Consider the following 12,111-nt stretch of genomic DNA (forward strand, 5'->3'; position numbering starts at 1 on the left):
GCGCGCGCGGATAGCAGGCGCGGCGCCAAACGCAAAAGGCTCAGGCGCCGCCCATCGCCTTTTCAGTGCCCAGGATCGCCTTCAATGCATTGAGGTAGCGATCCTCGCCCTGTCCGCTGATCATCGCCCAGCGTACGCCGCGCCGTTCGAGCACTTCCTTCGATAGCTCAAAGAAACGCTGGCGCTTTTCGGGCGTGCCGAACATTCGCGTACCGTCCTCGACCCAGGGCAGGTCGATGTCGAAAAGCAGATACAGATCGGCGCATCCGTTCCAGCTATCGAACCACGGATCGTGCTTGCCGTACAGCATTTCCGCCCAGACTTCGGTCATCAGCGGATCGGTATCGAGGATCACCGGCGTGCGGCCGCTGGCGATAGCAGATCGGGTCTGCGCGTCGTGTGCCTGCGCGATCGCGACCAGATCGCCCATCGTCCAGCCGGTGCCGAACGCCTCCGTATAGGTGCGGCCATATTCGACCACGCAGGCCGATCCGAAATGCCGCGCCAGTTCGGGCGCCATCGTGGACTTGCCCGTGCTTTCGGGGCCGTGAAGACAGATCGAGCGGAGTTTCATGCCGGACGTACTTGCCGCGCCGCCCGCCAACGCGCCAGCCCCCAAATCGCCAGACCGAGCAATAATACGTATAGACCCATCGTGATCCACAAGCTCTTGGCGGCGTACAGTCCGATCGAGAGAATATTGGCGGCGATCCACAGCCACCAATTCTCCAGCTTGCGCCACGCCATCAGCATCTGCGCGGCGACGCTCGTCATCGCGACACTTGCGTCCCAATAGGGCAGCGCGGCGTCGGTGTAGGTGTCCATAAGCCAGCCCCACATGGCGACGGCAACGATGATCCCTGCCGCCCAGACGAAGCGCCTGCCGATACCCAGCCGCTCGACCACGACTTCGCCCGTCTCGGCCTGCGAGCGGCGCCACTGCACGAGGCCGTAGATGTTGAGCACCAGAAAGAAGACCTGGAGCAGCATGTCGCTGTAGAGCTTGGCGTGAAAGAATACCCAGCCGTAGATCACAACGCCGGCGATGCCGAACGCGTAATTCCAGATGCTGCGTCGCGCGACCAGCCAGACGTTAATCAGCACCAGCACCGCAGCGACGCCCTCGATCGGCGACATTTCGGCCAAAAACTCGCGGGCGATGTCGAACGACGTCATGGTGTGGCGATAGCAACACTTGCCGCCTGCGGTCGACCGGTTTGTCGATGACGGAAATAACCTATTGCTGCCGTCTGTCGTCTGATAGATTCCACCGGTCTGGGGGATCGTGGAGGGTCGCGTCGGCATGCCCGACGCCCGATACGGCAACCACGAATGGACAGTGAACGAGGGAGATCATGATGTTCAGAAGTTCGACGGCGACGGTTGTCGCTCTCGCAATGTGCCTGTCGAGCGGGGAGGCGCTGGCCCAGAGCAAGATGGCCAAGCCGAGCAGCGGCCAGAAGCTGCAGGAAGCGACGATGAACGACGTGCCGCGGTGCACGCGCAAGCTCGGCACGCTGTCGATCGTCGATGGCGACGATCCGCGCGCCTGGACGCAATATTCGCTGGCCCCGCCGCAAAAGCTGCTCAAGGTCCTCGTCCAGCGCTCGGGCTGCTTCAATCTCGTCGATCGCGGATCGGGTCTGCAGGCAGCCGAGCGCGAGCGTAACATCGGTGGCGGCCTCGGTCTGCAGCGCGGTTCGAACGTCGGCAACGGTCAAATCAAGGCGGCGGACTATGTCCTCATCGCTGAAATCTCCGGCGCCAACAGCAACGTCAGCGGCGGTGGCGCGGGTGCCGCGGTCGGCGGCATCATCGGCGGCGGAATCGGCGGGCTGATCGGCGGGATCCGCAGCAAAAAGATGGAAGCCAACACCGTCCTGTCGCTGACCAACGTCCGCACGACCGAGACGATCGCCACCGAAGAAGGCTATGCCGCCAAGAACAGCCTCGGCTTTGCGGCCGGCGGCGGCGGTTTCTGGGGATCGGGCGGCGCGGCGGCGGTCGGCGGCGGTTACGACAACACCGACATCGGCAAGATCATCACGATCTCGTTCATCCAGGCCTATTCGAAGATGGTCACCTCGCTCGGCCTGGTTCGGCCTGGTGACACCGGAACCGCCGAAGCGGCGCCGGCCAAGACCTTCCAGGCGCAGCGGCCGGTGGCGATGCGCGTCGCGTCGCTGGGCACGGCCAAGGTCATCCGTACCCTGCCGCCCGGCGCGATCGTCTATCCGACCGGCAACAAGAACGGCCTGTGGTGGGAAGTCGCCGACGAGAACGACAATGTCGGCTGGGTGCTCAACACCGGCCTCGCGCCGACGCAATAATCGTACGACGCGAGCGTGATCGCTCGCGGGCTGGGTTGCCACGGCGACCCCAAACGCTAGCATCCCCCTCCTGACCAATGTCGGGAGGGGAAATGCGCCACGTCGCAATCATCGGTTCGGGGCCGGCGGGCTATTACACCGCCGAAGCGTGCCAGAAGCAGTTCGGCGACGCGGTGCGGGTCGATATCATCGACCGCCTCCCCGTCCCCTACGGTCTGATCCGCACCGGCGTCGCGCCCGACCATCAATCGATCAAGGGCGTCAGCCGCCGCTACGAAGCGACCGCGCTGTCGGACAATGTGCGCTTCGTCGGCAACGTCACGGTCGGCAAGGACGTGACGATCCCGGAATTGCTCGACCTGTACGATGCTGTCGTCATGGCGACCGGCGCACCCGCCGACCGGCCGCTCGGCATTCCCGGCGACGATCTGCCCGGCGTCGTGGGGTCGGCCGCGTTCGTCGGCTGGTATAACGGCCACCCCGACTTCGCCGACCTCGCGCCCGTGCTGAGCGGCCCCGGCGCGGTCGTCGTCGGTGCGGGCAATGTCGCGCTCGACGTTGCGCGTATCCTGGCCAAGACCGGTGAGGAGTTTGCCGGGTCGGACATTGTCGGCCACGCGCTCGATCATCTCGGCACCGCCGCGCACGAAACGATCACGATCCTCGCGCGGCGGGGCCCGCATCAAATCGCGATGACGCCGAAGGAACTGGGCGAGCTCGGCCATTTGTCGCGCGCCGCGCCGCACGTCGCCGCCGACGATCTGCCGCCGGAAGCCGACGACGCGCCGCTTGAGCCGGGCCTGCGCAAGTCGGTCACCCATCTGCGCAACTTCGCGACGGTCGACGTTGCGGCCAAGCCGATCACGATCGACTTCGATTTCTACGCGATGCCGGTCGCGATCGAAGGCAACGGCAAGGTCGAGCGCGTTATCGTCGAACGCACCGCGATCGGTGCGGATGGCGGCGCGCACGGCACGGGCGAAACCTATGCAGTGCCGGCGGCGCTGGTCGTGAGCTGCATCGGCTATCGCACGCCACCGATCGAAGGCGTCCCCTACGACGCCAAGCTCGGGCGCTTCGCCAATGTCGAGGGACGGATCGGCCCCGGGCTGTACGCCGTCGGCTGGGCGCGGCGCGGGCCGACAGGAACGATCGGCACCAACCGCCCCGATGGCTTCCTGATGGCAGAGCATATCGCCGAGGACACGATCGACGACAGCGGCAAGGCCGGCCGCCCCGGGCTCGACGCGTTGCTCGTCGAACGCGACACCGACGTCGTCACTTTCCGCGATTGGCAAAAGATCGAAGCCGCCGAAACCGCCGCCGCGCGCGACGGATCACCCCGCGAAAAGTTCACCAGCATCGACGCGATGCTGGCGGCGCGCGGTGGGTGATTCATCTGCTTGCACGTTAGGATTTGCCTCGGTATAGGCCCCGCTTCCAAGCAGCGGCCGGTCGCGACATATCGCCCGTCCGTCACTCCGTCGGGGAGTAGCTCAGCCTGGTAGAGCACTGCCTTCGGGAGGCAGGGGCCGGAGGTTCGAATCCTCTCTTCCCGACCATTTCTTACCTGCTGATTGGAACTAGGCACCGTTTTCCGGCTGGGGGGCATCGGACACGACCGACGTTTGGTCGTGCCGCCAGGATTGTTCGATCTGACGGCGACGATTGTTGAGCGGACGTTCGATCCAGCGGTGCATCGCCAGGGCGTAAGCGATCGACGCGGCGAAGGCGCCCAGCGTCGCGGCGACAGGATGCGTGCCGTCCGCTGGCGAGAAGGCCATGATCATACCGGTATGGACGAGGTACAACGTGTAGGAGAGCGTCGCGATCTGCCGCGTCAGCTGGTTGTTCAGCGCCGCCGCCACCACTCCCGTATCGCGGATCGCGACGTTGAACAGGACCAGTAGTCCGCATCCCTGGATGGTGTAGCGGTATGTCTGCCGGAACGCTTCGTCACGGATCGTGAACGTGGGCAGCAACAGGGCCGTGGCCAGCAGGTAGCCGGCCACCCCTTTGGGCAGGACGTCCTTCCGGTCGATCACCGGGTTGTTCCACAAAGCGAGGATCGAGCCGAACAGGATCGAATCGATCCGCGTATGGGTCCAGAAGTTGATGTCCTTGAGATCGACCACCCGCTGCGCTTCCGACAGCCGAACCCCCAGCACGATCGCGCAGAGCCCCACCAGCACGATCGCGCACTGGGCCATGCTGAACCGCCGCGCCAGCATCCACAGGAGCAGCGGGAAAGCGACGTAGAAATGCTCTTCGACCGCGAGCGACCACAGGCCGATCGGCACGCCGCTGACCGAGAAATAGTTGGTTAGAAATGCGAGATCGAACGGCACGCCGATCCACGACAGCGGGTGGATGACGCCGATCAGCGACAGCACCGCCAGGAACGCGATGGTGATGTACATCGGCGGCAGGATGCGAACCGCGCGGCGCAAGTAGAATTGGCGAAAACTAATCCGCCCATGCTGCTCGAACTCACGCCGCAGCAACGTGGTGATCAGATAGCCGCTGAGAAAGAAGAACAGGGTGACGCCGAACTGACCCGGCATCACGTTCTGCAAGCCGACGTGCGAGCACATGACGATCGTGATCGCCAGCGCGCGCAGACCATCCAATGCGGGAATCTCCGCTTGATGTCGCGTCGCACCGTCGGTCACTATCGCCACGGCTCGCCTCTTTTTGCGACTAGCGCCCCGTCGTCGGCGCTATCTCAATTACTCGGCGTCGCTCCGCCCGGCGCGGGCAACGCGCCCGGCGCACCCGGCGTGCCCGCCGGCGGGGCCGAGAAGCCCGGTTGATACTGGATCTTCACCTTCGCCTTTTCGGCCGCGAGGCGCTGCTGCAGCATCTTGCCGAGTTCGGCGTTGCGCACGGCGTTGGTCGCGAACGGACGCACCTGATCGCCCGTCATCGGCGCCGGCTTGTTGCCGGTGATGACGCTGACCGCGACCTTCGCGCCCATCGGCACGACGAACGGCTCGCCCGACGGCACCTTCAGGATCTGGGCCATCATCGGCGCCGGCACCATCGCCGAGTCCATCTGGGCATTCCCGCGCTGATACTTGATGCCGTTGCTGTCCAGGACCTTGGTGACGTCATCCATGGTCTTCGCGGCGGCGAGACCCTTGACGTAGTCCTGGCGCTTCGGCGTATCGAACTGCAGCTGATCGACCGTGTAGATCGTCCGCGCCGCGAACATGTTCGAATTGTCCGTCATGTACTTGTCGACCTGACCGGCGGCAGGCGCCTTCATGCTGCCGGCGACCTTCTTCGCCAGCATCTGGACGAGCAGCGCGTCCTCGAGCTGCTGGCGGCGGACGATGAATTCGGGGTTCTGGTCTAGACCATCGGTGCGCGCGGCCTTCGCCAGCACCTTGCGCTCGACGATCCGCTCAAGCGCGGCATTCTGCACCAGCTTCTTGTCGGCGCCCGCGGGGATCTGCATCGACGCGAGTTCGGCGTTCAGCTCGGTCAGCGTGATTTCGTCGCCGTCGATCGTCGCCACGACCTGACCGGTCGGCTTCGAATGACAGCCCGCGACGAGCGAAGCAGCGCCCACCGCCAGCAACAGCCAGCCGCGACGGCGCGAAGAAAACTTGGTCATGTCCATCAGTCCTTCATGTGAATTTCGAAAAAAAACGTCGATCCCAAACTCTTCTAGGCCAGCGGTCCGAACAGTATCCGGCGCAACTGAGGCGCCGCCGCATTCCGCAAGTCTTCGATAAACTTGATCATTAGTGGTCGGCTCGATGCCATATCGTCGTTCGGCATCGACACGCGCGCAAGCATTCCATCGGGGTTGATCCGTGCCAGGTTGGCACGCAGCACGGCGAGCCGCTGTTCCGACCAGCGCACCGGGAATGCTTCGCCGATTCGGGTCCAGTATAGGACTTGCTCGCTCCGGCTGTTGCCGATCGCCGAAAAGGCGTTGGCAGGCAGGACCCGATCGGAGGCCAACGGAATCTCGGTGGCGACGGTCGGGGACAGGGTATAGCCGCCCGCCGGATAGCAGATTTCCGGCCGATGGATCTGCAACACGCCGTCCTGGAAATTCTTGTAGGCGATCAGCAGCATGATCACCTGCCCCGCCGGGTCGGAGTACGTCCGGGTGACCAAATTGTCGTACAGTCGCGCGGACAATGCGTCCTCGGGCGGCAGGACCAGCCCGCTGGTCTGCTGGAAATGCCACGACCCGATCGTATCGGGGACCAGCGCGTTGAACTTGTCGCTCGCGATCGCCGGCGCGATCGGCTGCGGGATGCGCGACATCGCCGCGCCGGACGCCGCGAGCATCGCACCACCCGCAATGAATGCCCGCCGATTGACGCGGGGGCCGAACCCCGGCTTGCCGTCGTCGGTCATACCGCCGCTCCTCCTGCATCGACCGGTGCCGGGTTGTTCTCCGACTTGATCCGCCCAAGGATAGGGCCGACCGCGGAGTCGATCCCGAACAGGATCAGCAGCGCCGCTGCGAACATCGTCAGCCCGGCGAAATTGTGCAGGAAGCCCTGCGCCGCCGCTTCACCGGCATAATAGGTCAGCAGGATCAGGATCAGCACGCGGACGAAATTCGCCGCCATCGCGACCGGAATGATGAACAGCGCCAGCACCGCCGCGCGCGCCAGATTACCGGCATGGCGGACATAGATGTAGAATGTCGCAAGCACCGATAGCGAGATAATCGAGTTGAGCCCCGCGCAGGCGGCCGCCACGAGCAACTGATATTGGCCGATCTGGATCGACACGCCGGTATAGCCGATCGGATAGCCGAACAGCGACAGCAACCACACCGCCGTTTCCGTGATCGCGATCTTCATCGGTAGCGTCAGCGCGTAGACCACCGTATCGGGCGGCGGAAAGACGAACGCCATATAGAACAACGGAAACGCCAACCGCCGAAGCACCGCGCCGCCCACGATGGCATAGGCGCCGGTGAGCAATACCGCGTACATCACATAGCCTTCGATCTCGACGATCTGCGAGATGCGGGCGACGACGTACAGCGCAAGCAACGGCACCATCAGCACGACCGGCCGCCACCAAGGCGGCGGTGCGATCGGCCCGACATCCTTCCACGCGTGATAGAGCAGCCAGACGCCGGTCAGCAGGACGATCGGGCCGTGCGCGCCCTGTTCGGTCGACCAGCTTTCGCGCGCGACCATCAACATCGTCGGCAACGCGATCGCCACGGCGCCGGCCGCCAGCACCAGTGCGGCCAACAGCGTCGGCCCCGACCACAAACCGGGACCTCGCGGCGCGATGGCGACCGTCGATCCGCCCGGTGCGCTGGTCACGGTGCCGTCCACGGAATCGACGATCACCGCCGCACGCTCTGGCGCATTATGGACATCGTCGGTCATCGGGCGTGGCACTTTGTCATGTCGTTCTGAACTTACCTGTCAGCCTCTAACGCTCAGTCGTAACTCTTCATCCCGTAGCGATCGCCGTAACCGTAGCCGTAGGGATCGGCGAACCCGCCCTTGTAGCGGTTCAGCACCGTGCCCAGGCACGGCGCGGGGTGCAGCAAGCGGACCGTTTCCTCGATCTGGCGCGCGGTCGACACGCCGTGGTCGACGACCAGCAGATACGCATCGAGATACTCCATGCACATGATCGCATCGTCGTCGGCGAACACCGGCGGCAAGTCGAAGATCATGAGGACGTCCTGCGGCATCGCGCGCAACTGTTCGATGAACGAGCGGAACCGGTCCGACGCCAGAAGTTCGCTCGACGGCGCCTCGCTGCGGATCGTCGGCACGATCACCAGCTTCGATTCGTTGATCCGGCAGGCGATGTCGCGGGGATTGTCGATCTTGCCTTCGAGATAGTCGCTCAGACCCTTGTCCGTCGGGTTCCCGAACGTATCCCAGATCGACCCGCGGCGGAGATCGAGATCGGCCAGCACCACCGTTGTCCCGGCGGTCGCCGCGAGGGCGGCCGCGAGATTGATCGACGTGAAGGTCTTGCCGGCGTCCGGCGTCGCGCTGGTGACGCCGATCATGCGCCAATTATTGCGCTTCATGATCTTCGTGACCTGCGCGCGCAGCAGATGGTAGGCGCGCGACCGGCGGTCGCGGTTGTTGAAACCGACGATCCGCTGGTCGTCGAGCATCTCACGCGACAGGTTGAGCTTCGCGAGCGGGTCGGCCGGCTGGAACAACGGGCGCGCCGTCGTCAGCACGCCGGATGCATTCGCCGCCCCCATGTCCGGTGCGATCGGGCTGTCGGTCATGCGGCGTCTTCTTCCTTGGGTCGGCGGCGGAACGGATTGCGAAAGACGCGCTGCCAGAATGAGGGGCGGTCGTCGGCCTTGCCGTCGCCGGCAATGATCGGGATGAGAGCGAGCGTCGGGCTGCCCGTGATCTGCGCGACGCGGCCCGGCGTGCGGATCGGCCGCAGCAGCATCTCGACCAACAACGCCAGCAGGACGCCCAGGCCGCCGCCGCCGATCACGCCGCCAGCAAAGATCAGCAGGCGATTGGGCGATGCGGGCTTGTCCGGCACGACCGGGGGGTCGACCACGACCAGCCGCTCGCCCAACTGCTCGTTGGCGGCGCGCGATCCGGCCTGCGCGGTCATCAGCCGCGCCGAGATGGCGTCGAACTGCTTGTACAGCCCGTCCAGCTTGGCTTGCAGCTGGGTCGTTAGCTGCTGTACCGCAGGGGCCTTCGACTGCGAACTGATCGTCGCGGACACCGCACCCATTTCCTGGGCCTTGGCCGCGCGCAGCTTGCCGATCTGTTCATTGTTGAACTTGATCTGCTCGTCGATGTTGTTGACCGGCACCTTCTTGATGTTCTGCGCGGCGAGGCGCTTCGCTTCTTCCAGTCGCGCCTTCGCGAGCCGAACGTCGGGATGGTCTTCCGAAAATTGCGCGCGCGCCGCGGCCAAGGCAGTTTCGGCGCTGGCGACCGCCGGATCGCGCTGATCAGACGTGGCGACATCCGACTTCTGCAACTGCAGCGACTGGTTCTGACGCATCAGATCGGCGATCTGCATGTCGTAGCCGACGCTGCCGCCGGTGACCGGCGTGTTGGACCGTGCCAGCACGCCGCCATATTGCAGGTTGAGCTTCGCGATCTGCTCTTCCAGCGCGCCGATTTGGCGCTTCAGGTTGTTGCCCTGTTCGGTCAGGAACTGCACCGCCTGGTTGGCGTTGGCGACGTCGACGGTCGAGTTCAGCTCGACGATCTGCTCCATCAGGTCCTGCGCGATCGCCTGGGCCTTGACCGGATCCGAATAGCGGTAGCTCAGCCTGAACGCGATCGTCCGGTCTTCCGGCTTCGCGGCGTTGAGATCGGCATCCATCGACGTCAGCGCGATTTCACCGCGCATCGTGTCGATGATCGACGACAACGGCTTGCGCGCGCGGTCGGACGTGTAGAGGTCGTTCGTTTCGATCAGCGCGAGCAGCTTCGGCCGCGTGATGATCTGCTGGCGAAGCGCTTCGATCCTGCGGTTGATCAGGTCGGCGTCGCTGGCGGTACCGATGACATCGTTCGGCAGACTGGGCGATTGCACCAGCAGGGTAGCGCTCGATCTCGTACTGGCGCGGTAACAGCAACGCCGCCGCCGCCGCCGCGACCAGCCCGATCACCAACGGGATGATCAGGAACCAGCGGCGCTGCCAAATGATCGACGGCAATTGCGCTATAAAGCCGCCATCGCCGGCCGCTACGACAGTTGCATCATCACCGTTGTAATAGTCGTTCACTGTCCCGTCCCAATGCGAACCTGCAGGCCCATCGAAATTCCCACGTTCGGCCGGCGCCGCAGCCCCGATGTGATGCTCTTCGAAAAATTGCTCGCTACGAATGCGGTCAATTTCTTGCTGATTTGGTTATCGTAGCGCACCGACGCGTTGACGAAGTCGATCGCCGGCGCTCCGCCACCGATCGCCGCCGTACGGCCGCGCCCGGTCCGCGAATAGGCGCCCGACACCGACAGATTCTCGCGCGCCGACAGCCGCAGCGAATAGTCCGCGGTGAGCGTATCCGACACGCGGACATTGCCGTCGGCCGCGGGCTGCGGACTCCTGAGAGCGCCCAGGCACAAGTTCGACGATTCGTCCTGCCAGCAGAAGCGCAGGCGAGCCGAGAGCGCGGTGAAATTCGTATCCGGTAAGCCGCCACGGCCGTCGATCTTGGTGAAAGACGCGCCGAGACCGAGGTTCAGCGACCAGTGCGACCCGAGCCGGCGATCGACCGACGCCAGCAACTCGGCCGTCCGCGCGTCACCCTGGCGCAGGCTGAGATAGTTGGTCTTGGTCAGCGTGCCGATCAAACCGACCGAGAACAGTTCGTCGAGCCGGTGGTTGAGCTGCAATTGGCCGCTATACGTATTGTAATCGTCGTACGACGTCAGCGCGAAGCGAAGCGCGCGCGCCGACAGATCGAGCGACGCGCTCGACCGCGCGCCGAGCTGCATATCCGCGCCAACGCCCGATCCGTACGAGGTGAAGCGCGTCCGTTGGCCCAGGATGTTCGCGTCGCTCAGTCCGGTCAGCGGATTGAGACCCGCCAGCGGATCGGGCTGCGTCGGATCCGGAATGATGCTCGTCGGATCGACCGGCGACAGGCTGGGCCGACCATAACCGCTGAAGCCGCCTACGCTGTACGAGAAAGATCCCGAACCGCGCAGCGTCAGTCGATCCGACTGCCGACTGGAGATATCGGTGTTGACGCCATAGCTGTCCTCAAGTCCGTAGCGGCGGAGGAACTGGCGGAACGACGCCCAGCCAGTGACGTCGACCGTCGTACGGTCGTCGCGCGCAACGACCGTACCCCGCACGTCCGCCGTCGCCGCGACGGCCGCGCCGTGCGAATTGGTGTCGTTATAGGGATTGCTTTCCGCGGAACCGCCGACCGACGCGACCACGCTCGTCTGCACGTCCTGCGCGTATGCGGCGCCCGGTACGCCGACGATGGCGACCAGCCCGATACAGCGTCCGGCGTGCCGAACTGCTCGACTGCGCATTTTCCCAAACCCCCTTGCCGCGTCCCGTGAAATTTACGGTACGACGACGATATCGCCCGCCACCAGCGGGACAATGTTAGTCTTGTCGAGTGTGCTGCCGCTCGCGCTGCCCTTGAACACCGACCCCAGCTTCACCTTCAGCGTGATCAACTGACTGCCCTGGTGGCGGATGATCGATACGCCGTCGAGATTGGCGAAGTCCGCCGGGCCGCCGGCTAGGCTGACCGCGTCGAGCACGTTGATGTAGCGACCTGGGTTGAACGACCCGGGCGACCGCACCTTACCGACCACCGAGAACGACAGGCCGACCGGCGAGCGGACCGACACCGTAACGTTGGGCACGTCGCCCTTATACTGGCTTTTCAGACGCTCGCTCACGAGGCGCTCGACCGCTTGCGGCAGGAGCCCCTGCACCCGCAACTGACCGACCAGCGGGAACGCGATCGTGCCGTCGGGCAATACGTGGAGAACACGCTGGAGCCGCTCTTCGCCCCAGACGTAGATCTCCAGCTCGTCGCCGGCATTGATCGTATAGGTGGCTTGGGTTGCACTGGTGTCGGCCGTCGCTTGTGCGGTGGCCGGTGCCGAAAGCGGGATTGCCATCATTGCCATGGCGCAACCGATCGTTTTAACCATGGCCGGCAGTTGCCGCCCCTCCCCTGTCAGGCAAAAACGCAATACTTGAACTCCATTCCGCTCGACTGAGGTAATGGCGGCGCTATAGCAGTGCGAATGTCTGCCTTCCAGTCCAAAACCCGCTCCGCAACATGGTTACGACACCGGTGTGTCA

General features: G+C 64.6%; 12 protein-coding genes and 1 tRNA gene. 3 read left to right on the forward strand and 10 right to left on the reverse strand.

Annotated elements, in window-relative coordinates:
- Positions 1-40 precede the first annotated feature (40 nt).
- Positions 41-574, reverse strand: coding sequence for an AAA family ATPase (locus FPZ24_RS11520; RefSeq protein WP_146572120.1), 534 nt, complete (start codon positions 572-574; stop codon positions 41-43).
- Entirely contained in the window at positions 571-1,176 is a 606-nt protein-coding gene (gene pnuC, locus FPZ24_RS11525) for a nicotinamide riboside transporter PnuC (protein ID WP_240047437.1), read from the reverse strand. Before pnuC ends, FPZ24_RS11520 begins: the two co-directional genes overlap by 4 nt.
- Positions 1,177-1,358: 182 nt before the next feature.
- On the opposite strand from pnuC, the gene FPZ24_RS11530 reads away from it, so the two are divergent.
- The 3 genes from FPZ24_RS11530 to FPZ24_RS11540 all read left to right on the forward strand — a co-directional run bounded on the left by FPZ24_RS11530 (position 1,359) and on the right by FPZ24_RS11540 (position 3,892).
- Positions 1,359-2,330, forward strand: a complete 972-nt coding sequence (locus FPZ24_RS11530; RefSeq protein ID WP_146574447.1) for a CsgG/HfaB family protein — start codon at positions 1,359-1,361, stop codon at positions 2,328-2,330.
- Between the two features lie 92 nt (positions 2,331-2,422).
- On the forward strand, positions 2,423-3,724 hold the full coding sequence (locus tag FPZ24_RS11535) for an FAD-dependent oxidoreductase (protein ID WP_146572122.1): 1,302 nt from the start codon (positions 2,423-2,425) through the stop codon (positions 3,722-3,724).
- 91 nt (positions 3,725-3,815) lie between these two features.
- Positions 3,816-3,892, forward strand: a tRNA-Pro gene (locus FPZ24_RS11540).
- Between the two features lie 21 nt (positions 3,893-3,913).
- On the opposite strand, the gene FPZ24_RS11545 is transcribed toward FPZ24_RS11540, so the two are convergent.
- The 8 genes from FPZ24_RS11545 to FPZ24_RS11580 form a co-directional block, all read right to left on the reverse strand.
- Entirely contained in the window at positions 3,914-5,011 is a 1,098-nt protein-coding gene (locus FPZ24_RS11545; RefSeq protein ID WP_146572124.1) for an acyltransferase family protein, read from the reverse strand.
- A gap of 44 nt (positions 5,012-5,055) precedes the next feature.
- Positions 5,056-5,949: a peptidyl-prolyl cis-trans isomerase gene (locus FPZ24_RS11550; protein WP_186728791.1), complete on the reverse strand. Its 894-nt coding sequence runs from the start codon at positions 5,947-5,949 to the stop codon at positions 5,056-5,058.
- A gap of 53 nt (positions 5,950-6,002) precedes the next feature.
- Entirely contained in the window at positions 6,003-6,707 is a 705-nt protein-coding gene (gene epsI / locus FPZ24_RS11555; protein WP_146572128.1) for an exosortase-associated protein EpsI, V-type, read from the reverse strand.
- Positions 6,704-7,705 (reverse strand): exosortase V, encoded by a 1,002-nt coding sequence (gene xrtV, locus FPZ24_RS11560; protein WP_146572130.1) that lies wholly within the window; start codon positions 7,703-7,705, stop codon positions 6,704-6,706. The genes epsI and xrtV overlap by 4 nt, the downstream gene beginning before the upstream one ends.
- A 53-nt stretch (positions 7,706-7,758) precedes the next feature.
- Positions 7,759-8,577, reverse strand: coding sequence for a CpsD/CapB family tyrosine-protein kinase (locus FPZ24_RS11565; protein WP_146572132.1), 819 nt, complete (start codon positions 8,575-8,577; stop codon positions 7,759-7,761).
- Positions 8,574-9,866 carry a GumC domain-containing protein gene (locus FPZ24_RS11570; protein ID WP_146572134.1) on the reverse strand — a complete coding sequence of 431 codons (1,293 nt, stop codon included), beginning with the start codon at positions 9,864-9,866 and terminating at the stop codon, positions 8,574-8,576. The genes FPZ24_RS11565 and FPZ24_RS11570 overlap by 4 nt, the downstream gene beginning before the upstream one ends.
- Before the next feature lie 189 nt (positions 9,867-10,055).
- A complete protein-coding gene (locus FPZ24_RS11575; protein WP_146572136.1) occupies positions 10,056-11,321 on the reverse strand; it encodes a hypothetical protein in 1,266 nt (421 codons plus the stop codon).
- 33 nt (positions 11,322-11,354) lie between these two features.
- Positions 11,355-11,933 carry a polysaccharide biosynthesis/export family protein gene (locus tag FPZ24_RS11580; protein ID WP_146572138.1) on the reverse strand — a complete coding sequence of 193 codons (579 nt, stop codon included), beginning with the start codon at positions 11,931-11,933 and terminating at the stop codon, positions 11,355-11,357.
- Positions 11,934-12,111 lie beyond the last annotated feature (178 nt).

Source organism: Sphingomonas panacisoli, assembly GCF_007859635.1.
GTDB classification, from domain to species: domain Bacteria; phylum Pseudomonadota; class Alphaproteobacteria; order Sphingomonadales; family Sphingomonadaceae; genus Sphingomonas; species Sphingomonas panacisoli.

Bases quoted from the DNA above. Each gene is read 5' to 3' on its own strand.
- FPZ24_RS11520 (WP_146572120.1), bottom strand. From the start codon at position 574: ATGAAACTCCGCTCGATCTGTCTTCACGGCCCCGAAAGCACGGGCAAG.
- pnuC (WP_240047437.1), bottom strand. From the start codon at position 1,176: ATGACGTCGTTCGACATCGCCCGCGAGTTTTTGGCCGAAATGTCGCCG.
- FPZ24_RS11530 (WP_146574447.1), top strand. From the start codon at position 1,359: ATGTTCAGAAGTTCGACGGCGACGGTTGTCGCTCTCGCAATGTGCCTG.
- FPZ24_RS11535 (WP_146572122.1), top strand. From the start codon at position 2,423: ATGCGCCACGTCGCAATCATCGGTTCGGGGCCGGCGGGCTATTACACC.
- FPZ24_RS11550 (WP_186728791.1), bottom strand. From the start codon at position 5,949: ATGACCAAGTTTTCTTCGCGCCGTCGCGGCTGGCTGTTGCTGGCGGTG.
- epsI (WP_146572128.1), bottom strand. From the start codon at position 6,707: ATGACCGACGACGGCAAGCCGGGGTTCGGCCCCCGCGTCAATCGGCGG.
- xrtV (WP_146572130.1), bottom strand. From the start codon at position 7,705: ATGACCGACGATGTCCATAATGCGCCAGAGCGTGCGGCGGTGATCGTC.
- FPZ24_RS11565 (WP_146572132.1), bottom strand. From the start codon at position 8,577: ATGACCGACAGCCCGATCGCACCGGACATGGGGGCGGCGAATGCATCC.
- FPZ24_RS11575 (WP_146572136.1), bottom strand. From the start codon at position 11,321: ATGCGCAGTCGAGCAGTTCGGCACGCCGGACGCTGTATCGGGCTGGTC.
- FPZ24_RS11580 (WP_146572138.1), bottom strand. From the start codon at position 11,933: ATGGCAATGATGGCAATCCCGCTTTCGGCACCGGCCACCGCACAAGCG.